The following is a 24,322-nucleotide window of genomic DNA, read 5'->3' on the forward strand; positions in this document are numbered from 1 at the left end:
AATTTGTTGAATAACAACGGCCCCAGCAAAGACAGCCTACGCCAACGAAAACTGCGTGCTTGTTTGAGTGATTGTTATCGCGCCGAACTGATCTTTGGGAAAAGGAAAATATAGCGCGATTGCCCTGGATATCATCCAACTCTTTTGTGAATACTGTCAATATTATGATCGAACGACTGGCAAAACGGACTCAGGGAATCTCTCCCTTTTACGTGATGGAGCTACTGCGGCGCGCAAAACAACTGGAGGCTCAGGGCAAGGATATCATTCACATGGAAATCGGCGAGCCTGATTTTGCTACGCCGCAGACCATTATTGATGCGGGTGTTAATCATCTTAAGGCCGGCGACGTAAAATATACCCCGGCAGCCGGGTTACCGGAGTTGCGGGAAAAAATTTCCGAGTTTTATCAAAAGCGTTATTCGGTGGCGGTAGACAAAAAACGTATTTTCGTAACGCCGGGAGCCTCTGGGGCGTTTTTATTAGCGCTTGGGGCCAGCCTTAATCCGTCGGAAGAACTGCTTATGGCTGACCCCTGTTATCCCTGTAACAGCAATTTCGTTAAGTTGTTTGACGGTAAGGCCAGAACCATTCCGGTCGATGCCACCAGCCGCTATCAGCTGACAGCGGCTCGCATCAAACAGTATTGGACTAAAGCCACTAAAGGCGTATTGATTGCATCGCCTTCCAATCCTACCGGTACTATCATTGCGCCAGAGCACTTAAAACAAGCCATTCACACCGTTAATGAGTTAGGCGGCTGCTTTTATTCCGATGAAATTTATCATGGACTGGTTTATGGCAAACACGCTCCGAGCGCGCTTGAATTCAGCAATAACGTGTTTGTTATCAATAGCTTTTCCAAATATTTCGGCATGACCGGCTGGCGCGTCGGCTGGCTGATAGTGCCTGAAGAATTTATCGACGCTACCGAAAAGCTGGCGCAAAACATATTCATCGCCACGGCAACCCATTCTCAGTATGCCGCATTAGCTGCATTTGAAGAATCCACCCTAACTGAGCTTGAGCAAAGGCGCTCAGAATTTGAAGCCAGACGCAATTTCCTCTATGACGCATTGTTGCGTCTGGGCTTTGAAATCCCGATCAAACCGGATGGCGCATTTTACATTTATGCCAACTGTTCCAAATTTACCGATGACAGCCATCAATTCGCCCTGGATTTATTGGAGGCAGAGGGGGTTGCGATAACGCCGGGCAAGGATTTCGGGACAAATGAAGCTCATCACTATGTCCGTTTTGCTTATACGACTTCCATAGATAGAATGGCGATTGCCATGCAACGCTTAGAGCGATTTATTAATAAAGGATAACCATGCCCATCAAACAAATATCAGCGACAGAATTAAAAACCAGAATTCAACATGAACCGAATTTGTTTTTGCTGGATGTCAGGGAGCCCAATGAATTTCAGTACGCCCGCATAGAAAACAGCACTTTAATTCCGCTGAATCAAATTCCGCAAAGACTGGGCGAACTGAATCCGCAACAAGAAATCGTCGTCATTTGCCATCACGGCATTCGTAGCCGACAAGCCTGCATATACCTGGTTAATTCGGGATTTGAGAATATTACAAATTTGACAGGCGGAATTGATGCCTGGTCTTGCGATTGCGATAGCTCTGTGCCGCGATATTAGGTAATGGCAACGCATCAGGCGTATTTGTCGCCTGATGCGTTTTGAGGCTTATTTAAAAAAACGGTCTTGTTTAAACTTATCCATCTGTTTCTTAAAGCCTTTTCTATCAAATAAATAATATAAAAACATCAGTAAAACCGGCCAAAACATATAGCCCAGCAATTTAAATGCAGTGCCAATATCCATAGTTCACCTCTCGCTCTGCTCTATATTCGGTTATTTAAACTACTTATCGTAGATCGCTTTATACAACCATTGAAGGTTACCAGAAAAGCCTTATTTATCGCTTGCTTTTTGTACCTAATTCAGCAGCATCTCCAACGCCAGATGCGCCATGTTTTTTGAACCGCCCCCCTGCCCTAGCTGCTGTTTGACCTGATTCAGGTTTTGGCGCATTTTATCGCCATAAGCTTTATCGGTTAGGATTCGCGTAATTTCTGCCGACAGATTTTCAGCTGTCGCATCATGTTGGATCAGTTCTTTGATAACGCTTTTGCCTGACACAATATTCGGCAAGCCGATAAAAGGCGTATTGACCAGCCATCTGCCCAACCAATAGGTTAACGGTGAAAGTTTGTAGGCGATGACCATCGGCACAGTCAGCAAGGCAATTTCCAGCGTTGCGGTGCCGGAAGTGGTCATCACCGCATCACAACATTGAATGACATCATAAGGCTGATTTTTTATGACTGTAATGTTAAGCCGCGACTGGCCGGTATAACTTTCAAGCAGAGCATCGCTGATCGAATCGGCTTGGGGCAAGATAAACTGGCACCCAGGCAAAACAGCCTGCACTTTTTCGACGGCGGCCAGCATGACCGGCAACATGCGCTTGATCTCGTTGGCGCGGCTGCCGGGCAGCAAACCGACTATCGGTTTGCTGCCATCCAGCCCAAAGCGGGCCAAATCTTCATCCTTGCTGCGCTGGGCATGGACTTTATCGACCGAAGGATGACCTACGTAGCGTACCGGTACCTGTTCGGCATCGTAATAAACTGTCTCGAACGGGAAAATCACCGCCATCATGTCGATGACTTTACCGTAAGCCTTAACCCTTCCCGGACGCCATGCCCAAACTTGGGGACTGACGTAAAACAACACCTTAATGCCCTGTTGTTTGGCGTAACGCGCCAGTTTGAAGTTGAATTCCTTGTAGTCTACGCAAACCAGCAAGTCGGGACGTTCGCTTGCCACCAGCTGTTGCATCAATTTCAGAGCACGGCGGATTTCGGCGTAATGCTTGATGACTTCAACCACGCCGATAACAGAGATATTGGCGGAATCATAGCGAATATCGATACCGGCCTGGGCCATTTTGGCGCCGCCCATGCCGATACCTTTAATGTCCGGCTGCTGCTTTTGCAGCTCCAGGAACATATTGGCGGCGTGCTGGTCGCCGGACGATTCTCCGGCGCTGAATAGGATTTTTAAGGGTTTATGTTGCAAGGTTTCAAAGCTCAAAGTAGGGTACGCATCGCGTACCATTTCCAGGGCGTGGTCAACGCTATAAAAGGTACGCAATACGTACCCTACATGATTTTATGCGGTCAAAGCACCCCGAATAACCGACACGATCTCCCTGACCGAATCATCCGAAAGGAATGGGCAAATCGGCAATGAAAAACAGTTGGCCGCAACAGATTCCGTTACAGGCAAGCTGACTGCGGCGTATTCCTGTTTAAATACATTTTGCCGGTGCAAAGGCACGGGATAATACACGGCACAGGCGATTTGCTTTTCCTGCAAGGCTTTCATAACCTCATCGCGACGGTCACACAATACGGTGTACTGATGGTAGACATGCTCGCCCAGACCGTCTTCAAACGGCGTGGTCAGCGGCAAATCGGCCATCAATTCCGAATAAAGACGCCCGACATGACGGCGACCTTCATTGTATTGGTCGATACGTTTTAATTTGGCTCTTAAGATGACTGCCTGCATTTCATCAAGACGGCTGTTATAACCAATCACGTCATGATAATAACGAATATCTGAGCCATGATTGTGCAGCATTTTAAGTTGTTTCGCAGTGTCGTCAGAATTGGTGACGACCAGGCCGCCGTCGCCAAACGCGCCCAGGTTCTTGCTCGGGAAAAAGCTAAACCCGGCCGCATGACCGATAGCGCCGGTTTGCTTGCCGTTGATGGTTGCGCCGAACGACTGGCAGCAATCTTCAATCAATTTCAGGTTGTGTTGGTCGCACAGTTGCTTAATCCCCGTCATGTCCGCTGGTTGACCGAACAAATGCACCGGCATGACCGCTTTGGTTTTTGGAGTAATGGCTTTGACTATCGCTTCCGGCGAAATATTAAAGGTCTTGGGATCGATATCGACGAACACGGGGATCGCACCGACATATTTAATCGCTTCCGCCGTTGCAATAAAGGTAAACGCGGTGGTAATCACCTCATCGCCGGCGCCAATGCCCTCGGCGATCAAAGCCAGATGCAGCGCATCGGTTCCCGAAGCCACTGCAATGGCATGTTTAACGCCCAGATAGTCGGCTGCTTCTTTTTCAAAGGCTTGCACATTAGGGCCTAATATAAACGAACAGTTTTCGATTGTTTCAGTCAGCCCCCGCTCAATTTCATCTTTAATTTCAGCATATTGAGCTTTCAGGTTTACCATTGGTATCATGTTTTTGTTGCCTTTGTGTTTATAAGTTGTTTGTGCTGTGAAGGGGTGCCGTCTATTCGCCCAGTAATCGGGTGATGGCTATTGCAGTTTCCAATGCTCTTTTGCCTGCTTCACCGGAAACCAGCGGGTTGTCACCGGTATGAATGCAATTAATGAAATGCTTGATTTCTTCGAGCAGCGCATCGCCGCTTTCAAAAACGGATTCTTCCGTTTCTATTTCCGGAATACCGGGGAACATTTCTTTTTTACCGGTGCGATGCTTGGTTAACACGCGATTCTGGAAATCGACAGAGACATAGGAAGATGGCCTGAACATGCGCATTTTGCGTTCCATCTTCATGCTGATCCGACTAGCCGTCACGTTAGCCACGCAGCCGTTTTTAAACAGCAGTCGGGCATTGGCAATATCGGTGCCTTGCGTTAACACCGCGGTACCGCTAGCGTCGATCCGTTCCACTTCGGAATCGACCAAGGCCAAGATTATATCGATGTCATGGATCATTAAATCCAGCACGACGCTGACATCATTGGCGCGCGGGTTAAACGGCGATAACCGGTGCGATTCAATGAACAGCGGCTTTTCTTCCTTGTCCAGACCCAATATCGCCGGATTGAAGCGTTCCAGATGCCCCACCTGAAAAATCAGATTTTTTTCTTTGGCAATGGCGATCAACTCCTCGGCTTCCGCAACCGTTACGGTAATCGGTTTTTCAACCAGCACATGAGCACCGGCATTCAAAAAATCCTTGGATACTTTGTGATGCAAGGTCGTCGGCACAACGATGCTGACCGCATCGACTTTACCTAACAGGGATTGATAGTCTGTCAGCGCCTCTGCGCCATGCTTTTCGGCAACCTCTTTAGCCGCCGTCTCATTAATATCGACAACGGCAACTAACTCGCAATCCGGTAGTGATGCATATTTTTCTGCGTGAAATTTGCCCAAGTAGCCCGTGCCGATAACAGCGCATTTTAATTTTTTCATGTGATAATTTTACATCCTGTCTATGTGTAACTCCGCTCTATTGGCGAACTTAGTTTATTAATATTGTAAACTATCCCTATGTATTCAGAAAATTTTGTACCTGACAGTCGAGGCGGCTGAGCTTTGATACTGTGCTTAATACATATTTTAAAAATATTGACCGGCAATTCTCACAATTCCCTACGAAAATTCATTAGACTTTGTTTCAAACACAGAAAAACTATTCTATGGAGAAAATATCATGACAGATGAAAATAAGGACAACACCGAACTCATAAATAAAGCGGCACACTCAATTCTTAAGAGTGAAATCAAACACCTTCATCTCATATCCTCTGCCGCTATCAAACTATTACAGCTTACTAATGACGACAACACCAGAATTGAGCACTTATCATTAATCATAGAAACAGAACCGGTACTGGCGATAAAAATTCTAAAGCAGGTTAATTCTGCTGCATACGCTTTGCCCAATAAAATAACTTCAATCAAACGCGCCGTTAACATTCTGGGCTTTTCTACCGTGCGTCGGCTTGCGATAAACCTGCTGTTTTATAACAAGCTGATTCAGCAAAACTCAAGGCAGGCGTTCGACTTACTATTTTTCTGGCAGCATTGCCTCTATGTAGCGTCATTAAGCAGAAGAATAGCCGTTGTACTTGACCATCCTGACCCTGACCTGATCTATACGGGAGGACTTTTACACGATATCGGCAAATTAGTTCTAGAAAGCCATGGCCGGGTGACTTACAGCGATTTTATTTGTTCCATGGATAAAAGCGGACATTCAACTCTTGAAGAAGAACGCCGTTTTTTCGGGATAACGCATGCCGAAATGGGACATGTGTTTTGTCTGGAATGGCAATTGCCGGCATCGATCATCGCAATCGTCGCTCAACACCACAATCAGCCTGCTGATTCATACGCTAAATATAAAGCGGAAATTGCCATCGTTTCGTTCGCAAATTACATTGCCTGGATACAAGGTATTGGCTCAGCTAACTATGATAGCCATCCAAAATTACAGCACGCTGTACTTGAAACTATCGATATTGACCAACTGAATCTTGAAGCTCTACTGCAACAGGTAGATCAGGATATGAAAACCACTCAAGAATTCTATAACATCGAACTGCCCGGTTTAACTACGCTACGGGCCACGCTAGTCAAAGCGACAATTAACCTGAGCCAGATAGGCGCTGGCAGGCATTTTGCCGCGTCTGATAAGCCCGACAGAAAACTATCATCCTGTTTAACTCTGCCTCATCACAGCCTTAACCCTGATGAGTTCATACCCCGAACACTGGAAGCAATACAGGATGAATTTTCCTTTGATCGCAGCATTATGTTCGCCATCGACCCCAAGCGCCGCTGCCTGGTTGCGACATACGGGTGGCCTGAATCAACATTAACAGATAAGCTGCAATCCTTCGAAATCGAGATTAGCGAAATTTCCGGCTTGCTGCTAACTTGTCTGCGCGAAAAAGAGCCAGTCATTATCAATGACAAAATAGAGCGCGATAACCCCATAATTAAACGCTTAAAGACTACTGAATTTCTCGCTACGCCTGTGTTGCATCACAATCGTCTGATGGGGGTGTTTTATGCCGATAATTCCCGTTCAAAAAAACCCATGGGCGCGCAGTTACTACTCGAAATCATGCCTATTGCATACGAACTGGGAATCGCCATCTCTAATGCCAAAAAATATGAGCAGCAGAAAAAACACGCACAAATCGACCACTTAACGCAGCTCTTCAATAAGCGGATGATCAACACTTTTCTGACTGAGATTTTCCAGAATAAATCCAAATTGGCAAATATCGCGATTGGTTTTATCGATATAGATAAATTCAAGCAACTTAACGATACCTGCGGTCATCAAGCCGGAGATAATGCCTTAAAAATTGTTGCTGATATCTTGCGCAGCCTGACCCGGCCTGGAGATTGCATCGGCCGGTATGGAGGAGAAGAGTTTTTATTTGTCCTTAGGAACACTGATGAAAAAGGCGCTTACGGTTACGCCGAACGTATAAGATCGCAAATTGAACGCCGCGGCAAGATGATGAGCAAGCGATTTCACGGCCATCAGTTAACCGTTAGCATTGGCATATCCATGTACAATCCCCACTACAACGATTATAGCGACATGCTCGAAGCGGCCGATCAAGCCATGTATCGTGCTAAAAACGAAGGCAGGAACAGGATTGTCATGGGAACTGACGTTATCAGGCAAGAAAATAGCCCCAATGCCGTTTGTTTAATACCTACCGTTTCAGATTGATGACGATTCCGGCGCCGTCCACCGATTTTTGCTTATCCACTTCCGGTTCTTGCGACATCAACATTTGACCGTCAAAATATAAAGGCCGCTGCTTTTTTTTCTTTTCAGAAGAAAATACATTTAATGATTCTTTCTGAACGGCCTTATTCTGTTCAATCGTCAACCCAGCATTTACAGAATCATCGAATGACAGAGAAAGATCCAGCGGCTTTTGAAGTTCGATATTTTCAGTCTCTTTTTCGGCGCTCGGCACTAAAACTTCGTTCTGATTATGCCCGGCTTTCTTTGTTTTCAACTTGCTTTTGGACGGAACTTTTTTTACTTCCTTTGATACAGTCTTTTTTGCTGCCGGAGAAAGAACATTATGAACACCGGACTTTTCAAAACCCGTTAGCAAAATAAATGAAGCCGTCACAAAGCCCAATACAAACAAGCGGTAATTTCTCATCATTTTGCTCCTTAGCATATAGAAATAATAACCTATAGATACCTATTTTATATTAAGCCAGAATTGGGCGGCTACAACAGAAACACTATTTAATCAGTGGGAAACTGTCTCCCCAGCCGGCGCTCAGTTTCCAGCACCAGTTGCGTCGTCTGTAATACGGTATCCGGATTCAAACTCATCGAATCGATGCCGACTTCCACCAGAAATTCCGCCATCTCGGGATAATCTGACGGCGCCTGGCCGCACAGCCCGGAATGCTTGCCGTTACGCCGCGCACCATCAACAGCCAAGCGAATCATCTCTTTAACGCCGGGATCGCGCTCGTCAAAATCTTCTGCAACAATCGCCGAATCGCGGTCCACACCCAAGGTAAGCTGAGTCAAGTCATTGGAGCCGATTGAAAATCCGTCGAAGTGCTCGGAAAAAGCATCGATTTGAATAACGTTATTGGGAATTTCGCACATGACGTAAATTTCCAGTCCTTGCTCGCCGCGTTTCAAACCAAACCGCGCCATGTAGTCCAGCACGCGCCTGGCTTCCTCTACGCGGCGGCAAAAAGGGATCATCAACACCACATTGGTTAAGCCCATTTCATCCCGCACCCGTTTCATGGCTTTGCATTCCAGCGCAAAACCTTCCGCGTAAGCCGGGTGGATGTAGCGCGAAGCGCCGCGGAAACCGATCATCGGGTTGGCTTCGTCAAATTCAAACCATTTCCCGCCCAGCAAGGTGGCGTATTCATTGGTTTTAAAATCCGACATCCGTACGACGACGGGTTTGGGATAAAACGCAGCGCCAATGGTGGCTACGCCTTCCGATAGTTTCTGGATGAAGTAATCTTCGCCACTGGCGTAATTGCGCGTTAACTGGCTTAGCTGTTCCCGTTCGCCGGCATCTTGCACGCGCTCCGGGTATATCAACGCCATCGGATGCGCCTTGATGTATTCGGTAATGATAAATTCCATCCTGGCCAAACCCACGCCGTCATTGGGCAGGAAGCTGGTTTTAAAAGCCAGTTCCGGATTGCCGATGTTGAGCATGATTTTGGTTTTCGGACGCTGCATATTCGATAAATCGGTGCTTTTAATATCGAACTCGAGCATGCCTGCATACACTTTTCCGGCATCGCCTTCGGCGCATGACACGGTCACGGGACTGTTATGCTTAATCAGCGCAGTGGCATTATCACAGCCCACTACGGCCGGAACGCCCAGTTCGCGGGAGATAATTGCGGCATGACAAGTGCGTCCGCCACGGTTAGTGACTATCGCCGAAGCTATTTTCATGACCGGTTCCCAATCTGGCGTCGTCATATCGGCCACCAGCACATCACCGGGATTAAAATTGCTCAACTGCCCGACGTTATCGATAATCCGCGCATTGCCGGCGGCAATCTTACTGCCCACTGCATGTCCGATGACGATCGGTTCGGCTTTGTGTTTGAGGCTGTATTGCTCATAAACCATGCCGCGCAATTGGGAAACTACGGTTTCCGGGCGCGCTTGAACGATATACAACGTGCCGTCAAGACCGTCTTTCGCCCATTCGATATCCATCGGCCTGGCTTGCCCTGCCCTGGCGCTGTAATATTTTTCAATTTTAATGGCATAGTCGGCAAGGGTCAGGACATCCGCATCGTTAATGCAAAAGCGGTTACGTTCTTCATCGGAAGTCACAATATTACGGGTCGGTTCACGTGTGCGTCCTTCGCTGTAAACCATTTTTATTTTCTTCGCGCCCAAGGTGCGCCTTAACACCGCCCGATACCCCTGCTCAAAAGTGGGTTTATGCACATAAAACTCGTCCGGGTCTACCGCACCTTGCACGACATTTTCGCCCAGCCCGTACGCGCCGGTAATAAACACCACATCTTTAAAGCCCGATTCGGTATCCAGCGAAAACATCACGCCGCTGGCTTCCAGGTCCGAGCGCACCATTTTCATAACACCGATTGATAAAGCCAGCTTGAAATGATCGAAGCCTTGATCAATGCGGTAATGTATCGCGCGATCGGTGAACAGGCTGGCGAAACAGCGTTTGCAGGAATCCAGCAAGGCCTGGTCGCCGCGTATGTTCAGGTAGGTGTCTTGTTGTCCGGCAAAACTGGCGGTCGGTAAATCTTCGGCAGTGGCGGAACTGCGTACCGCAACGCTTAAATCATCGCCGTACTGTTTTTTCAGTTGCGCGAAAGCCTCGATAATTTGCTGTTCAAGGTCTTTAGGAAAAGGTGCGGCATAGATTATTTCCCGCGCTTTAAGCGCTCGCCTGGCAAGATCGCCAACATCATCCGGATTCAAGTCGTCCAAGGCCTGATGGAGCTTCTCCCAGGCATTCGCCTGATCCAATACATAGCGGTAGGCTTCGGCGGTTACCGCAAAACCGTTAGGAATCTGGATGCCTTGCGGTGTTAATTCCCGGTACATTTCACCTAATGAAGCATTCTTGCCGCCTACGAGAGGCACGTCGTCAATCGTTAATTCATTAAACCATCGAATATAATTTGCTTGCTTGGGCATCATAGTTCCTTAATCGAATTACTCACTTATTCAGGGTCTGGGCGACTGGCAAAATGGTGGTTTTCATCGATTAGTTCAACCGCTTAAAACAAGCCATACCCAATCATTTTGCATTGCCGACAGTAGCATATCAATATGCGCACTAACTCATCTTTCTTTGCTTGAGTCTAGCTTTGAATGCCCTTAAATTCCAGTGTCCAGTGTGCTTTTATATATTTTCAGGACTAAGAGCGTCATTGAACCACACCTGTAGCAAACGCCACCCCACGCGACCTATTTCGATAAAAAACCTTATAAATCATATGTGACAATATGTCACATTATCATTCTTTCTGCGCATTGCTAGCATATCGCCGTGCGCTCTGACTTACCTTCACTTTCGGTAAGGGGAGTTTAATTCTCTATTAGGCTCCCTTTTTTTAGCCCAATAGGTAGGGTAGATAAAAATAGAAAACGATTAATTAAAAGTTGCTCTGGCGGGGTAATAAACAGCTTTGCCATAGCTCTTTAGTGAAAAACACCACAAGAGCATGGCTCTAAAATTCGGCGGTTATTACTTTATTAAAAATAATACTTTCGAACTTTAGGTTAAGACGGGGGAGATCCCCTGGTTTTGGTTGAGTTACTTTATCAACCTATCGAAGTATCCGTTTTATTAATCCATTAAATAAAAACGCTATACATAACATTCAGAAGTGTTTTTTGGTGAGATAAAGCTCTTCAACCTGTTTTCTCGCCCACTCCGTTTTCCTTAAAAACTTTAAACTCGACTTGATGCTCGGGTCATTATTAAAACACCGGATGTTGACCATCCGGCCCAGTTCGGGCCAGCCATAATCTGCCACCAGCTCTTCAAGCATCCTTTCCAAGGTAACGCCGTGCAGAGGGTTTCGCGGTTGTTTCTCACTCATGAGCTACTCTAAATTAATCTTCATGTTCATAACGACGACGAATTGCTTCATCCCGGGCATCGTTGATTTCCCGCATAACGCTGCGAACGTCCGCCTGTTTGGTACTACCCTGAAACCGGCCGGTCAATACGGCTTGCGGAGTCAATTCACCGGTTTCATAGAGCTTCCAAATCTCTTTGCCATACTGGGTAGTCAGCAGCTCAGGAGCAAAGCGGCCAAAGTAGTCAGCCAGATTATCGACATCGCGCTCCAGCATTCTGGCGGCATTGTTGTTCGCCGCCGCGTCAACTGCCTGAGGCAAGTCAATAATGACCGGGCCGTTGGCGTCAATCAGTATGTTGTATTCGGAAAGGTCGCCATGCACAATCCCGGCGCAGAGCATTCTGACCACTTCTTTGATCAGCAACTCGTGATATTCAAGGGCTTGCTCCCGGCTCAGTTCAAGATCGTTCAACCTGGGCGCAGCGCTGCCATGTTCATCAGTCACCAACTCCATCAATAACACGCCTTCGACGAAATTGTAGGGCTGCGGAACGCGCACACCGGCGGAGGCAAGACGGTATAACGCATCTACTTCAGCATTTTGCCACACCTCTTCCTGCTGCTGCCGGCCAAATCGGCTGTTTTTTTCCATAGCGCGCGCTTGACGGCTATTTCTCACCTTGCGTCCTTCCTGATACTGGGCTTGCTTATGAAAGCCGCGTTTGTTGACGTCTTTGTAGACTTTTGCGCAACGTACTTCACCTTCGGAAAGCACCACATAAACCGCAGCCTCTTTACCACTTTTTAACGGACGAATAACTTCGTCGACGAGACCGTCCCGTACCAGCGGTTCAATACTTTTAGGAGTTTTCATAGCCGTCCTTATACGCTATCTTGATAAAAGTTAAAAAATATTTGCGGCCTTTTGCTTCGACATAGACCGACCCGGTAATTCTCTTGTTCATATTTTAGTTTATTTTATGAGGTGCATGTCGGTAGGACCGGCGATTTGCTCTTAGCGCAGCTTTGCGGGCAATTTTCACATTCAGCCCCGCAACCAAGCCAACACACCCTTACCTGCAACATAGCCGCCGGCAAAGCACGCGGTTAACAGATAGCCGCCGGTCGGCGCTTCCCAATCCAGCATCTCACCGGCGCAGAACACACCTGGCACGGCACGGATCATTAAATGCTCGTCCAGCGCCTCAAAAGTGACGCCTCCCGCACAACTGATTGCCTCATCAATCGGCCTTGCAGCCACCAACCTAACCGGCAGCGCCTTGATAGCTGCGCAAAGACGAATCGGATCGTCAAAATCGTCTTTCAACAGAACTTCCCTCAGCAAACCGGCCTTTAAGCCATCGATGCCGATCCGTTTTCGAAGATGGCTTGCCATGGAGTGCTTGCCGCGCGGCTGCGAAATCCTGTCGACCAGAAACTGTTTATCCTTGCCCGGGGCAAGATCAAGATAAATCGTTGCCGCCCCTGTTGCCGCAATTTGCTCACGCAACAATGCCGACGTTTTATAAATCAAGCTGCCCTCAACCCCATCCGCAGTGACGATCAACTCGCCCAGCTGGCGAAATTCAACCCCATCCGAATTGCTGAAAGACGCCCGCACCGACTTTAACGGCTGCCCGGCAAAACGATTGCGAAAAAACTCACTCCAGCCTACCTCAAACCCGCAGTTTGAAGGCTGTAGCGGCTCAACCGAAACGCCTTGCTGAACCAGCATCGGCACCCATGCGCCTGTCGAGCCAAGCCGCGCCCAGCTACCGCCGCCCAAAGCCAGCACCACCGCATCGGCTTTAACTGTCGACTCACCCGCCGGCGTTAAAAAGCGCAGCGTGGCATTCTCGCCATCAACCCAGCCCAGCCATTGATGGCGCATAAAAAAACTGACACCGTTTACGCGCAATCGATGCAGCCATGCACGTAGCAACGGCGCGGCCTTCATACCGACAGGAAATACTTTTCCTGAGGAACCGATGAAAGTCTCAACGCCTAAATCCTGCAACCATGCGCGTAAAGCCTCGGACCCAAATGCATCCAACATCGGCTTGATGTAGGCTTGGCGAGAGCCGTAGCGAGACAAAAACTTACCGGATGGCTCGGAGTGGGTAATATTCATCCCCCCTTTTCCGGCCATCAGGAATTTTCGTCCTACCGAAGGCATGGCATCGTAAAGGTCAACCTTCACGCCCGCCTGACTTAAAACTTCAGCTGCCATTAATCCGGCCGGGCCGCCGCCGATAATCGCAACAGTTTTACGCTTATCTTGGTTGCCTTGCGCTTGCGGCACTTCTGCCTCGCATGCGGGCTCTGTTAAGCTTATCAATGTATTACTGATCGTTTTGCTCTCTACAATTATGTTGATTCATATCTGGAAATTTCCGTCATTTGCAGAGTCTCTACGCCACAAAAACAGCTATTATACAATACCGTTTTGTCCTTGAATCCATAAAATCCAACCCGCTATCGACTTAGATGAACCCTACCAACTCCAACATTTTTGAAAACATACCCCATCAGTTACCGGAAGAGCTTATCGAGTGCATTTTCAAACAGGATAATATACAAATTGAGCGCATTATATCGCAGGGACATATGACTCCGGCAGGGCAATGGTACGATCAGGATTGGGATGAATGGATACTACTGCTTCAGGGAGAGGCGATTCTCCGTTACGAACAAGGCAATCGCAACTTTCACTTAACTGCCGGTGATTATCTGCTGATTCCTGCCCACACCAAACACCGGGTTGAATGGACTCCGCCCGATCTTCACACTGTCTGGCTGGCTACCCATCTGCACGTTTGATTTTTTGCCACAAACAGCCGCCGCTAATATCTTGCGGCGTTTCAATCTCAAAGCCTCTCGTGTTCGCTTAAATAAGCCCCAGCCAAGCTGTTTGGGATTCTAAGCTTTATTTTTCTGCATCGCTGAAACCAATTCAGCGGCTTATATCACCGCTCATTTTAAGCCTCTGGAAATAAGCGGTTACACGGATTCATTTACCCACCTGAAAGGAATAAATTGGCTCATTGTAATAAATCCGTCAAAAAGCCAAGTTATATTCCTGAGCTATGAGAAAAGACAAGATCAAAAAACATAAGCTTCTACTTCGGCATCTTACTCTTGATGATTACGATAATATTGCTGTGTTAATGGAGCATGTCTACGATAATTTGGGCGGCGCCTGGACGAAAGACCAGTACACATCCCAAATCGCCCGCTTTCCCGAAGGGCAGATTGTCATTGAAGATAATGGCCAGTTAGTGGCCGCTGCATTAAGCATGATCGTTGATTATGCCCGCTTTGGCGATGTCCATACTTACGCGCAAATTACCAGCAACGGTTATCTGACTCATCACAATCCGCATGGCGACACCCTGTACGGCGTCGATATTTTTGTTCACCCGAAGTATCGAGGGCTGCGCTTAGGCCGACGATTGTACGATGCGCGCAAGGAATTATGCCGGAACCTGAACCTGCGCCGTTTTATTGCGGGCGGACGGATTCCCGGCTATGCCAAATACGCAGACACGCTAACGCCGGTACGTTATATCGAAGAGGTCAAAAACCGGGAAATTCATGATCCGGTACTTTCATTCCAACTGTTTAACGGCTTCCATGTCCGCAAGGTATTGACCGGTTATCTTCCCGTAGATGCCGACTCCAAAGGCTATGCGACGCTGCTTGAATGGGTCAATCTTGATTACGTAGAAAACACACCCTCCATCGGCGACTCCAAAAGCATCATCCGTTTAGGCGTTGTGCAATGGCAGATGCGAACGTTGACCAGCGTTGAAGAATTACTCAAGCATGCCGAATTTTTTATTGACGCGGTCGCCGGTTACCATGCCGACTTTGTGCTCTTTCCCGAATATATGAGCGCTCCGCTGATGGGTTTGTTCAATCACAAAAGCCCTCCCGATGCCATTCGCGCCTTAGCGGGATTTACCAGTGAAATTCGCAATGGCTTATTGGAAAAAGCCATGTCCTACAATATCAATATTATTGCCGGTTCCATGCCCGAGTACAGTGCACATGAACTTTATAATGTATCGTGGCTGCTCAGGCGCGACGGCACTTTTGAAGCCCAGTACAAAATTCATGTTACGACTGATGAAGTCGCTTGCTGGGGCGTTAAAGGCGGCGACGCATTAAAAGTGTTCGACACCGATTGCGGAAAAGTAGCGGTATTGATCTGTTACGATTCAGAGTTTCCCGAACTGGCCCGCTTGGCGACTATTCAAGGCGCGCAAATAATTTTCGTACCGTTCTGGACCGACACCAAGAATGCCTACCAACGCGTACGCTATTGCTCTCATGCACGTGCAATCGAAAATGAATGTTTTGTGGCGATTACCGGCAGTGTCGGCAATCTGCCGTATGCTGAAAACATGGACATCCAATATGCGCAAGCGGCCATTTTCAGTCCGAGCGATTTTTCATTCCCGCACGATGCGATCTTGGCGGAAGCCACTCCCAACACCGAAATGACCTTAATTGCCGATGTTAATCTGGATTTATTAAAGCAGGTCCGCACCCGCGGCGCCGCCCGTAATCTGGCAAACAGACGTCCGGATTTGTATCGTTTAGAGTGGTTTTAAGATCGTACAAGTTTAGCGCCGTCTGATTAACCAACAAAACCGCCAATAGTTTGTCATCAAAACTTAACCGTTCTGTCATTTGATGTTCATGAACTCGACACGTAACTGACATCTTTGTTTATTAAGGTATCCGCATCTTTATTTAACCCTGTGGATACCCATGAAAAAAATAGCTCCCGCAATACCGGCCAAGCCAGCCAAACGTTTGGAATGTTTTGTTATCTCCAGGGATGGAGTGTATGCCGAAAACCTGTCTGGAACAGGTTCGGCGATCTCCAGGGATGGAGTGTATGCCGCAGGCCAGTCGGGAACTAGCTCGGAGACAAATTCAGAAAAGTTAATAAAAGAAGCCCAGGCCTTGCGTTTCCGTGTGTTTGCCAAGGAAATGGGCGCCAAGCTTAAAACCGAATCGGAAGGTCTGGATTACGATGAAGTTGACAGCTATTGCGATCACTTAATTGTGTACGACAACGTCAATAAAAAAATAGTCGGCTATACGCGTCTGCTTAATCAAGATCAGGCGGAAAAATTAGGCCGGTTTTATTCTCAAAGCGAATTCCATTTGGACCAAGTATTAACATTGCCAGGCCGCTTTCTGGAAATAGGCCGAACTTGCGTTGATCCTGATTATCGCGGCAGTGCTGTTTTAACAACGCTTTGGTCTGCGCTGGTTCAGTACGCGCTTGAAGGACAGTTTAATTATTTAATCGGCTGCGCCAGCATTACTCCAGGCCCCAACGGCTTCGCCATTAATGAGGTTTATCGGAATATCGATATCAAAAACATCGCGCCCTCTTCTCTCCACGTCAGCCCGAGCATCAAAGTGCCCCACGAATTAAGATGCGAGCGGGACGAATCCGGCATTCCACCGTTGCTGAAAGCTTATTTCCGTTTCGGCGCTATGGTCTGCGGCGAACCTTGCTGGGATAAAGACTTTAATTGCATGGATCTATTCATGTTACTGCCGCTCGACCAACTGCAAGCCCGCTACAGCAAACACTACATGAGGAATTATATCTCCAGGGATGGAGTGTATGCCGAAAACCTGTCTGGAACAGGTTCGGCGATCGCCAGGGATGGTGTGTATGCCGCAGGCCAGTCTGGAACTGGCGTGGCGATCTCCAGGGATGGCGTGTATGCCGCAGGCCAGTCTGGAATTGGTGCGGTAACCGACCGGGATGATGCGCATGCCGCAAGCATGCCGGAAGCAATGCACGGCGCAGGCTGGTAATGAAATCGAAAATACGGCTGTACTATAAGCTTTTTCAGATCGTCATCCTGTTTATCAACGGGCTAATTATCGCTGCGGGTATTTTTCCCGCACTTAATTTTTTATATTCGGCTCGCGAAGCCAAAACCAGGCGAGATGCTCTCAAGACCCGCTGGCTACAATGGTTCAGCGCCATTGTTAACCTGCATATCATCAAGGAAGGCGAGCTACCGAAAAAACGCGCCATCCTGGTCGGCAATCACATCTCCTGGCTGGACATCATCGTTATCGGTCAATATTTACCCGCTTATTTTGTCGCCAAGAGCGATATCTCAAGCTGGCCGGTCATCGGCTATCTGGCCAGACAGGGCGGCACCATTTTTATCCGTCGCGGCAATAAACAGCATATCAAGGAGACTGCCGAAAAAATGGTCTGGTCCCTAAAGCAGAATAGCAGCATCATCGCCTTCCCTGAAGGAACCACAACCAAGGGCGATGAGGTCCTGCATTTTCATGCATCCCTGTTTCAGCCTGCATTGCTGACCCGATCGCTTATTCAACCTGTAGCTATTCAATACCACGGCGCAGCTCAAGAACTCGCGCCTTTTGTCGGCGACGATGCCTTTGTGCCGCATTTAATCAGGATGCTGGCCTTGGACAAGATCGAGGTGCGGCTTAACTTTCTTCCTGTGATTAACAGCTCAGGAAAAAACCGCCATTCCGTCAGCCTTGAAGCAAGAGACATGATAGAAAGAAAAATTTCCAAATGTTCACCGCAGATGCTTCGAACCCGCAGTATTTTGAAATTATCCCGCGGGGAATCGTATAACTCAAAAGCACAATCGTAGCGACATGCCATGTATCCTGCCGAGTCTGTTATAGGCTTGCAACAGTATTAACGTTAACCACAAGGTGCGACATGAAAATTCTAAGTCTAATGAAAATTGCTGATATTTTTACTGTTGGCAATCTGTGCTGCGGCATCGTTTCGATTTTGCTGGCGATTGACGGCCTTTTTGATTTGAGCGCGTTGCTGTTGTTTTTGGCCGTGGTGTTTGATGTGCTTGACGGAAAAATAGCGGGGCTGCTGCATCAAAAGAATCTTTTCGGTAAACAAATCGATTCCATGTCCGACCTGGTCTCTTTTGGCGTTGCTCCTGCCTTGTTGTTTTATTCATTAAGCTCTCCCGGTGTTTTAGGCATCGCCGTCGCGTTGTTTTTTGTCGCCTGCGGCATGCTTCGGCTGGCCCGTTACAATATTTCCGAAGGAGCCGGTTTTGAAGGCGTGCCTATTACCGTGAACGGCGTGCTATTTCCGGCGCTTTTTCTGCTCTTTGGCAGCTTCCCGCAAAGCCTGAATTATTGGCCGATAGTTTTTTTAATTCAGGGCTTGCTTATGATTTCAACTTTTAAAGTATCGCGGATATTCTGATCCATTTCTGAACCTCCTACAGCGAATAAAACCAGTATAAAAAATTGCTATTGCGGCCTGTTTCCCGGGTATAAGGATGTAGTGATTTTCATGGACAAAAACGGCTGATTATTTTTTATGACCCCTATTAAATTCCCTGAACTCGAACAACTTGAACGCATTATTGAGCAATTAGGCGACCGGGCACAGACTGAAGTGGTTGAACGGATTCAATACCAAAACCATGAGTTCCCCATTCATTGCATTACGCTGGGCTCAACTCGGCCCGATGTCCCTGTACTGGCCTTTTTCGGCGGCGTGCATGGCTTGGAGAAGATAGGTTCCGAAGTGGTCCTGTCTTATATGGAGACCATCAGCCAGTTGCTGGACTGGGATCAGGAATTTCTGGCCCGGCTTGAAAAATCCCGGCTGGTTTTTGTGCCCATCGTTAACCCGGTCGGCGTTTATCTGGGCACGCGCTGCAATGGCAACGGCGTCGATTTAATGCGCAACTCGCCCGTCGAAGGCGTGGGCGCCACCCGCATTTTCAGCGGTCACCGCATCACGCCCCGCCTGCCCTGGTATCGCGGCGATGCAGCCAACATGGAAAAAGAAGCGCAAGCCTTGTGCCGCGTTGTCGACCAACACCTGTTCAACTCGTCTTTGTCTATCGCGCTGGATTTGCACTCAGGATTCGGCATTCAGGATCGGTTATGGTTTCCGTATGCTTCACGACTTACTCCGTTTGCTTTTATTGCCGAAACGCTGGCCCTAAAAGAACTGTTCGACCGCTGCTATCAACATCATATCTACCGGATCGAACCGACCTGCCTGGAATATGTGATTAACGGCGACCTGTGGGATTACCTGTTCGATGACTTTGTGCAACGGTTTGAAGCCGAACGCGTCTTTCTGCCGCTGACGCTGGAAATGGGTTCATGGCTTTGGCTGCGCAAGAGCCCGATGCATCTATTCTCCCGGCATGGCTTGTTTCATCCGTTGCTGCCGCACCGCCAGCAGCGGATTTTCCGGAGGCATTTCATGCTGTTCGATTTTCTGCACCGGAGTCTTTTGTATCCCCAGCAATGGACGCAACTTAAGCCAAAACAAAAGGCGGCTTATGAAAAAAAAGCCTTAGGTCTTTGGTATGAATAAAGCGCTGGGACAAAACTGGATTCTGCTTAGAGGCTTGGCGCGCGAGTCGGGACATTGGGGAGATTTTATTCCGCTCTTGCAATCGGCATTTCCGCAGGCTCGGATAACGATGCTGGATTTGCCCGGCACCGGCTGTTTTTATCAGCAGACCAGCCCAAGTTCGATCAAGACTATCACCGACAGCATACGCCGTCATGCTCTTAATAATGGACTTTTACAACAACCGGTAACGATTCTGGCGCTCTCGCTGGGGGCGATGGTCGCTTGGGAATGGATGCGCCGCTATCCCGAAGATATTTGCGGCGCAGTCCTGATGAATACCAGCTTTGCCGATGTGAGTCCTTTTTACCAACGGCTGCGCTGGCAAAGTTATAGGAGCTTTATTGCCTTGGCGATGACGCGCAACCTGCATAAACGGGAATCGGGGATTTTGCAGCTGACCAGCAACCGCCGCACTCAGCGTAAGCAACTAACCAATGCTTGGGAAAAGATACAAACCGAACGCCCAATCAACCTTAAAAACAGCGTCCGCCAGATGATAGCGGCTGCAAGCTATCGGCCCGGCGACATAAAACCCAGGCAGCCGGTTTTATTATTAAACGGATTGGGCGACCGCTTGGTAGCGCCAGCCTGCTCGGAATCGATACACAAAAAATGGCAATTGGAACTTCGCCGCCATCTCTGGGCGGGCCACGACCTGACCTTGGATGACGGCGCCTGGGTGGTGTCGCAGCTGAAAGATTGGTTGGATCAAAAGTCTTTTACTCACCACGAACGACTACATGGATGCAGGAGGTAGGCAGAAAACCGCTCCTGCGTTTTCTGCATTCGCCACATCCCTGTGGTTTAGCAATGCAGGAGCAATTGCCGAGACACGAAGAAATAAGCTTCGTGATCTTCGTGTCGCCTAGAGGCGCCTACTTTTGGCTTCGTGGTGATAGTCTTTTAAATTCATGTAATTGTCATCAAACAGTTAACTTCCTGTAATAATCCAAGCGTATTTTAGCCTTCATCGTAACTTGTTGGAGGCGGGTACCATGGCATTGAAATATCGTTCAATCTGGATTTCAGACACTCATCTTGGCACTAAAGGCTGCAAGGCCGAACAGCTCAGGGATTTTCTCGACAGCGTTGAGTGCGACTATTTATACCTGGTCGGCGATATTATCGATTTATGGAAATTCAGGTCCGGCTTTTACTGGCCTGCCCTGCACAGCGACATCGTGCAACGGGTCATCGACAAGGCTAAAAAAGGCACCCGCGTCATTTATATACCCGGCAATCATGACGCACAATTTCGAAAACATGCCGACATGCATTTTAACGGCATCGATATACAACTGAATGCCGTCCATACCACCCAGGACGGCCGCAAGTTCCTGGTGCTGCACGGCGACGAATTCGACAGCATCGTCTGTCACAACAAAAACCTGGCTTACATCGGCGGCGAAGCTTATGAAGCCTTGTTGTACGTCAATCGCTGGCTGAATATCCTGCGCTCAAAAATGGGCTACAAATACTGGTCCATCTCTGCGTTTTTAAAACACAAGGTCAAAAACATCATCAGCTTCATGGATAACTATCAGCACATCCTGAGCCTGGAAGCGCAAAAACGGCAGGTGGACGGCGTTATTTGCGGGCATATCCATCATGCCGACATTGCCGACATGGAATTCGGCAAAACCTACTGCAATTGCGGCGACTGGGTCGAAAGCTGCACTGCCTTGGTTGAAGATGGAACAGGACAGCTTTCCATAGTCCGCTGGCTGGAAGAAAGTCACCAATTGCTGGATCGGCAGCTTGAGCCGCAACCAGGCTATGCAGAGGCGGCTTGACCTCATTTGTCACGAAAACTTAAACAAACGTTCATTTCCTTGTCACAAAAGAGCTTTAGTCTTTGCCCCGTAGGCTAGGGATAAAGAGTAAATGGAAAATCCTAGATTTTCACCTCTGTAAACGGTCTTTATCGGCTTTTGCAGGGCTTCTTCCAAGAGGATAAAGAAATGAAACTGCTCTATTCCATCCATAAATACGACGTAAGCCTGTTCACCTGGCTGATCAATGCCCGGATGCACGCCACTTTGACCAAATCGGCTCGCCATATCTCAAAAACCGGCGATGGCCCGTTGTATGGGTTTATCGGAAGCTTGTTATATTGGAGTGAAGGCTTAAGCCCATTCCTGCAAGCGATCCTGTTGGCCTTTGTCATCGAAAGGCCGCTCTATTTTGTACTGAAAAACAGTCTGAGGCGTAACCGGCCGCAAGCAACTCTGCAAAACTTCCGCAGCATCATTACCCCTTCGGATCAATTCAGTTTTCCATCCGGCCATACCTCCGCCGCTTTCATGATGGCGACGTTGCTTGGCTTTTATTGCATGCCTTTAATGATCCCGCTTTATTGCTGGGCGGCATTGGTCGGTTTCTCCCGAGTGGTTCTGGGTGTGCATTTTCCGACCGATACCTTGGTTGACGCTATTTTGGGAATCGGTACAGCACTATTTAGTTTGGGGCACTTCATCATATGAGAATTTTTTACGGGGTACAGGGCACCGGAAACGGCCACATCACGCGCGCACGGCTAATGGCAAAAGAGCTTTACGCCGCCGGGATTGACGTGACCTTTCAATTTTCCGGCCGCTCTGCGGATAAGTATTTCGACATGGAAGTCTTCAACGGCTATCAGTTACGCACCGGCCTAACCTTTCATACCGAGAAAGGACAAGTCAGTTACCTTAAAACGGCGCTTGACGCCAAACCCATCACCTTCATCAAGGATATAAAATCCTTGGATTTGAGCGGCTATGACCTCGTGATCAGCGATTTTGAGCCGGTCACCGCCTGGGCAGCAAAAAGCCAAAAAAAGCCGGTTTTGGGCATCGGACACCAATATGCCTTTAATCATAAAATCCCCAGAGAGGGATCGGACCCTATCGCCGACCGGGTTATAAAATATTTTGCCCCTGTCGATAATGGGGTCGGTTTGCACTGGCACCATTTCGGACAGCCTATTTTGCCGCCGATTATCGATACGCCGGAAACGCCCCAAACTATCATCAAAAACAAGATCATTGTGTATCTGCCTTTTGAAGACCAGCATGAAGTGGTCCGGCTTTTGTCACAGTTTGAAAATTTCCAGTTTCATGTTTATGCGCCGGAACCGGTTCCATCAGAATTCGAGCATATCGTCTGCAATTCGTTGTCGCGTGACGGTTTTCTGAAAGATTTATACGACTGTGCAGGCATTATCAGCAATGCCGGGTTCGAACTGGCCAGCGAAGCGCTGCAACTGGGCAAAAAAATCCTGGCTAAACCGTTGCATGCGCAAATGGAGCAAATCTCCAATGCCGCTGCATTACAGCAGTTAGGCTACGGGCATGTTATGCAGAGTATGGATACAGCCGTTATTGATCATTGGCTGCATGACGACCATGCCATCCATATCACCTACCCCAATATCGCTAAAGTGCTGGTGCAATGGATACAGGACGGGATGCCGAAAATGGACACGGATTTTATAGAATCCGTCTGGAATACCGTGGAAGTGTTACGCGTTAAGCAGTAGCTCAATCTTTATAACCGACTATAAAGGTTGCCATACGCGCAAACCGGACTAAGCCCTTTGTCTTTTGTCCGGCAAAACACTAGCACTTCAAATATGGCGCGATAATTTTTTCATCCAGCACCACAATCGCTTCTTCGCAACTGATTATATTCTCCTTGTTGTTAAGAATATAATCGGCCAGCCGCTCAATCGCCTTCCAGTGAGCAGGCGAGCTTATAAATTGAAAGGCCTTATTAAACAGCTCAGCCATTTTTTCTTCGTGCCGGTTTCCAGCCGCGATAAAACTGTCCAGATATTCATAAACCTTTTCAAGATCGGATGTGCCGCCATAATGGCGCAAGGCATCAATGTTAACCAGCCGGGCACTGAACTGTTCATTATCGCGTAAAGCGACGTACTTTGCTTCCGCCAGAGGCCCGATCATCAGATTGATCATATCCGCTTCAAAAGCGGTCCGATACGCGTCTTGATCAGCATCTGAGAAATAATGGGCGCTTTCAATTAACGCAACCGGCAGGCTATGAATCAAGCGGCCACCTTCCACGGCGGCGGCAAAATGGTCACAAGCCAAGCGGGTGCCCTGAGTGTTGCCTTGCTGTTGATCGACTGCCTTAATAGTGATGTGAAAGTAAACGGGCGGCAATTGTTTCTGTTTATTGTAAAGATAAATGGCGGTAGCGTGACCCGCCTCGTGGTAGGCGATTTGCCTGAGCAAATCTTGATCATCAATAGTGCAGGATACATCAGTTTGGTAATTCCGTTTCATGATTCCACCTGTAAGTTAAAAAAATGCGGCCAGAGCTGCCGGCCGCACAAAGAGGAAGGATAACTAAACTCTAATTCCCTTTATCCAAGGGAATGATCTCAAGAGTTGCAATTAGTCTAATAAATGAAATCTGCCTTGAAAATGCGTCTTATTGTCGCGCGACAATAAGACGCAGAAAATGG

Annotated in this window: 23 protein-coding genes; 13 read left to right on the top strand and 10 right to left on the bottom strand. The window is 48.1% G+C overall.

Annotated features, from left to right (window positions below):
* Positions 1–164 precede the first annotated feature (164 nt).
* Positions 165–1,331, top strand: a complete 1,167-nt coding sequence (locus M0R47_RS09250) for a pyridoxal phosphate-dependent aminotransferase (protein WP_292553650.1) — start codon at positions 165–167, stop codon at positions 1,329–1,331.
* A gap of 2 nt (positions 1,332–1,333) precedes the next feature.
* Positions 1,334–1,657, top strand: a complete 324-nt coding sequence (locus M0R47_RS09255) for a rhodanese-like domain-containing protein (protein ID WP_292553492.1) — start codon at positions 1,334–1,336, stop codon at positions 1,655–1,657.
* 48 nt (positions 1,658–1,705) lie between these two features.
* Here the strand turns inward: M0R47_RS09255 and M0R47_RS09260 are convergent, their stop codons facing one another.
* The 4 genes from M0R47_RS09260 to M0R47_RS09275 all read right to left on the bottom strand — a co-directional run bounded on the left by M0R47_RS09260 (position 1,706) and on the right by M0R47_RS09275 (position 5,279).
* Complete coding sequence (locus M0R47_RS09260) at positions 1,706–1,843, bottom strand: hypothetical protein (RefSeq protein WP_292553495.1); 138 nt, start codon at positions 1,841–1,843, stop codon at positions 1,706–1,708.
* Between the two features lie 114 nt (positions 1,844–1,957).
* Positions 1,958–3,142, bottom strand: coding sequence for a lipid-A-disaccharide synthase (lpxB, locus tag M0R47_RS09265; RefSeq protein ID WP_292553652.1), 1,185 nt, complete (start codon positions 3,140–3,142; stop codon positions 1,958–1,960).
* Positions 3,143–3,196: 54 nt separating this feature from the next.
* The gene (locus M0R47_RS09270) at positions 3,197–4,294 is read right to left on the bottom strand and encodes a DegT/DnrJ/EryC1/StrS family aminotransferase (protein WP_292553498.1); all 1,098 of its coding nucleotides are present in this window, start codon (positions 4,292–4,294) and stop codon (positions 3,197–3,199) included.
* A 52-nt stretch (positions 4,295–4,346) separates the two neighbouring features.
* Positions 4,347–5,279: a Gfo/Idh/MocA family oxidoreductase gene (locus M0R47_RS09275; protein WP_292553500.1), complete on the bottom strand. Its 933-nt coding sequence runs from the start codon at positions 5,277–5,279 to the stop codon at positions 4,347–4,349.
* A 241-nt stretch (positions 5,280–5,520) separates the two neighbouring features.
* On the opposite strand from M0R47_RS09275, the gene M0R47_RS09280 reads away from it, so the two are divergent.
* Entirely contained in the window at positions 5,521–7,563 is a 2,043-nt protein-coding gene (locus M0R47_RS09280; RefSeq protein WP_292553502.1) for an HDOD domain-containing protein, read from the top strand.
* Here M0R47_RS09280 and M0R47_RS09285 read toward each other — a convergent pair.
* The 5 genes from M0R47_RS09285 to M0R47_RS09305 form a co-directional block, all read right to left on the bottom strand.
* Positions 7,547–8,011, bottom strand: a complete 465-nt coding sequence (locus M0R47_RS09285; RefSeq protein ID WP_292553505.1) for a hypothetical protein — start codon at positions 8,009–8,011, stop codon at positions 7,547–7,549. The genes M0R47_RS09280 and M0R47_RS09285 overlap by 17 nt on opposite strands.
* 89 nt (positions 8,012–8,100) lie before the next feature.
* Positions 8,101–10,527: a phosphoenolpyruvate synthase gene (ppsA, locus tag M0R47_RS09290; RefSeq protein ID WP_292553507.1), complete on the bottom strand. Its 2,427-nt coding sequence runs from the start codon at positions 10,525–10,527 to the stop codon at positions 8,101–8,103.
* Positions 10,528–11,216: 689 nt separating this feature from the next.
* Positions 11,217–11,438: a VF530 family protein gene (locus M0R47_RS09295; protein WP_292553510.1), complete on the bottom strand. Its 222-nt coding sequence runs from the start codon at positions 11,436–11,438 to the stop codon at positions 11,217–11,219.
* Between the two features lie 13 nt (positions 11,439–11,451).
* Positions 11,452–12,294 (bottom strand): PA4780 family RIO1-like protein kinase, encoded by an 843-nt coding sequence (locus tag M0R47_RS09300; protein WP_292553513.1) that lies wholly within the window; start codon positions 12,292–12,294, stop codon positions 11,452–11,454.
* Between the two features lie 171 nt (positions 12,295–12,465).
* Positions 12,466–13,677 (bottom strand): TIGR03862 family flavoprotein, encoded by a 1,212-nt coding sequence (locus M0R47_RS09305; RefSeq protein WP_292553655.1) that lies wholly within the window; start codon positions 13,675–13,677, stop codon positions 12,466–12,468.
* A 230-nt stretch (positions 13,678–13,907) separates the two neighbouring features.
* On the opposite strand from M0R47_RS09305, the gene M0R47_RS09310 reads away from it, so the two are divergent.
* From M0R47_RS09310 to M0R47_RS09355, 10 genes are all read left to right on the top strand, one after another.
* Positions 13,908–14,240, top strand: a complete 333-nt coding sequence (locus M0R47_RS09310) for a cupin domain-containing protein (RefSeq protein WP_292553516.1) — start codon at positions 13,908–13,910, stop codon at positions 14,238–14,240.
* Between the two features lie 266 nt (positions 14,241–14,506).
* Positions 14,507–16,036, top strand: a complete 1,530-nt coding sequence (locus M0R47_RS09315; protein ID WP_292553519.1) for a bifunctional GNAT family N-acetyltransferase/carbon-nitrogen hydrolase family protein — start codon at positions 14,507–14,509, stop codon at positions 16,034–16,036.
* 160 nt (positions 16,037–16,196) lie between these two features.
* Positions 16,197–17,267: a GNAT family N-acetyltransferase gene (locus tag M0R47_RS09320; RefSeq protein WP_292553522.1), complete on the top strand. Its 1,071-nt coding sequence runs from the start codon at positions 16,197–16,199 to the stop codon at positions 17,265–17,267.
* A complete protein-coding gene (locus M0R47_RS09325) occupies positions 17,267–18,094 on the top strand; it encodes a lysophospholipid acyltransferase family protein (RefSeq protein ID WP_292553525.1) in 828 nt (275 codons plus the stop codon). The genes M0R47_RS09320 and M0R47_RS09325 overlap by 1 nt, the downstream gene beginning before the upstream one ends.
* A 71-nt stretch (positions 18,095–18,165) precedes the next feature.
* Positions 18,166–18,678, top strand: a complete 513-nt coding sequence (pssA, locus tag M0R47_RS09330) for a CDP-diacylglycerol--serine O-phosphatidyltransferase (protein ID WP_292553528.1) — start codon at positions 18,166–18,168, stop codon at positions 18,676–18,678.
* Between the two features lie 117 nt (positions 18,679–18,795).
* Positions 18,796–19,812 (top strand): M14 family zinc carboxypeptidase, encoded by a 1,017-nt coding sequence (locus M0R47_RS09335; protein WP_292553531.1) that lies wholly within the window; start codon positions 18,796–18,798, stop codon positions 19,810–19,812.
* Positions 19,805–20,611 (top strand): alpha/beta hydrolase, encoded by an 807-nt coding sequence (locus tag M0R47_RS09340; protein WP_292553534.1) that lies wholly within the window; start codon positions 19,805–19,807, stop codon positions 20,609–20,611. The genes M0R47_RS09335 and M0R47_RS09340 overlap by 8 nt, the downstream gene beginning before the upstream one ends.
* 238 nt (positions 20,612–20,849) lie before the next feature.
* Positions 20,850–21,647 (top strand): UDP-2,3-diacylglucosamine diphosphatase, encoded by a 798-nt coding sequence (locus M0R47_RS09345; RefSeq protein WP_292553537.1) that lies wholly within the window; start codon positions 20,850–20,852, stop codon positions 21,645–21,647.
* Positions 21,648–21,815: 168 nt separating this feature from the next.
* Positions 21,816–22,337, top strand: a complete 522-nt coding sequence (locus tag M0R47_RS09350) for a phosphatase PAP2 family protein (protein WP_292553540.1) — start codon at positions 21,816–21,818, stop codon at positions 22,335–22,337.
* A complete protein-coding gene (locus tag M0R47_RS09355; RefSeq protein ID WP_292553544.1) occupies positions 22,334–23,374 on the top strand; it encodes an MJ1255/VC2487 family glycosyltransferase in 1,041 nt (346 codons plus the stop codon). Before M0R47_RS09350 ends, M0R47_RS09355 begins: the two co-directional genes overlap by 4 nt.
* A 79-nt stretch (positions 23,375–23,453) precedes the next feature.
* Here M0R47_RS09355 and M0R47_RS09360 read toward each other — a convergent pair whose 3' ends face one another.
* Positions 23,454–24,140: a hypothetical protein gene (locus M0R47_RS09360; protein WP_292553546.1), complete on the bottom strand. Its 687-nt coding sequence runs from the start codon at positions 24,138–24,140 to the stop codon at positions 23,454–23,456.
* Positions 24,141–24,322 lie beyond the last annotated feature (182 nt).

It is taken from the genome of Methylobacter sp. (assembly GCF_023227905.1).
Classification (GTDB): Bacteria; Pseudomonadota; Gammaproteobacteria; order Methylococcales; family Methylomonadaceae; genus Methylobacter_A.

Bases quoted from the DNA above. Each gene is read 5' to 3' on its own strand.
- ppsA (WP_292553507.1), bottom strand. From the start codon at position 10,527: ATGCCCAAGCAAGCAAATTATATTCGATGGTTTAATGAATTAACGATT.
- M0R47_RS09250 (WP_292553650.1), top strand. From the start codon at position 165: ATGATCGAACGACTGGCAAAACGGACTCAGGGAATCTCTCCCTTTTAC.
- M0R47_RS09310 (WP_292553516.1), top strand. From the start codon at position 13,908: ATGAACCCTACCAACTCCAACATTTTTGAAAACATACCCCATCAGTTA.
- M0R47_RS09280 (WP_292553502.1), top strand. From the start codon at position 5,521: ATGACAGATGAAAATAAGGACAACACCGAACTCATAAATAAAGCGGCA.
- M0R47_RS09285 (WP_292553505.1), bottom strand. From the start codon at position 8,011: ATGAGAAATTACCGCTTGTTTGTATTGGGCTTTGTGACGGCTTCATTT.
- M0R47_RS09350 (WP_292553540.1), top strand. From the start codon at position 21,816: ATGAAACTGCTCTATTCCATCCATAAATACGACGTAAGCCTGTTCACC.
- M0R47_RS09355 (WP_292553544.1), top strand. From the start codon at position 22,334: ATGAGAATTTTTTACGGGGTACAGGGCACCGGAAACGGCCACATCACG.
- M0R47_RS09345 (WP_292553537.1), top strand. From the start codon at position 20,850: ATGGCATTGAAATATCGTTCAATCTGGATTTCAGACACTCATCTTGGC.
- M0R47_RS09335 (WP_292553531.1), top strand. From the start codon at position 18,796: ATGACCCCTATTAAATTCCCTGAACTCGAACAACTTGAACGCATTATT.
- M0R47_RS09275 (WP_292553500.1), bottom strand. From the start codon at position 5,279: ATGAAAAAATTAAAATGCGCTGTTATCGGCACGGGCTACTTGGGCAAA.
- lpxB (WP_292553652.1), bottom strand. From the start codon at position 3,142: ATGGTACGCGATGCGTACCCTACTTTGAGCTTTGAAACCTTGCAACAT.
- M0R47_RS09270 (WP_292553498.1), bottom strand. From the start codon at position 4,294: ATGATACCAATGGTAAACCTGAAAGCTCAATATGCTGAAATTAAAGAT.
- M0R47_RS09260 (WP_292553495.1), bottom strand. From the start codon at position 1,843: ATGGATATTGGCACTGCATTTAAATTGCTGGGCTATATGTTTTGGCCG.
- M0R47_RS09315 (WP_292553519.1), top strand. From the start codon at position 14,507: ATGAGAAAAGACAAGATCAAAAAACATAAGCTTCTACTTCGGCATCTT.
- pssA (WP_292553528.1), top strand. From the start codon at position 18,166: ATGAAAATTCTAAGTCTAATGAAAATTGCTGATATTTTTACTGTTGGC.
- M0R47_RS09320 (WP_292553522.1), top strand. From the start codon at position 16,197: ATGAAAAAAATAGCTCCCGCAATACCGGCCAAGCCAGCCAAACGTTTG.
- M0R47_RS09295 (WP_292553510.1), bottom strand. From the start codon at position 11,438: ATGAGTGAGAAACAACCGCGAAACCCTCTGCACGGCGTTACCTTGGAA.
- M0R47_RS09300 (WP_292553513.1), bottom strand. From the start codon at position 12,294: ATGAAAACTCCTAAAAGTATTGAACCGCTGGTACGGGACGGTCTCGTC.
- M0R47_RS09325 (WP_292553525.1), top strand. From the start codon at position 17,267: ATGAAATCGAAAATACGGCTGTACTATAAGCTTTTTCAGATCGTCATC.
- M0R47_RS09255 (WP_292553492.1), top strand. From the start codon at position 1,334: ATGCCCATCAAACAAATATCAGCGACAGAATTAAAAACCAGAATTCAA.
- M0R47_RS09340 (WP_292553534.1), top strand. From the start codon at position 19,805: ATGAATAAAGCGCTGGGACAAAACTGGATTCTGCTTAGAGGCTTGGCG.
- M0R47_RS09360 (WP_292553546.1), bottom strand. From the start codon at position 24,140: ATGAAACGGAATTACCAAACTGATGTATCCTGCACTATTGATGATCAA.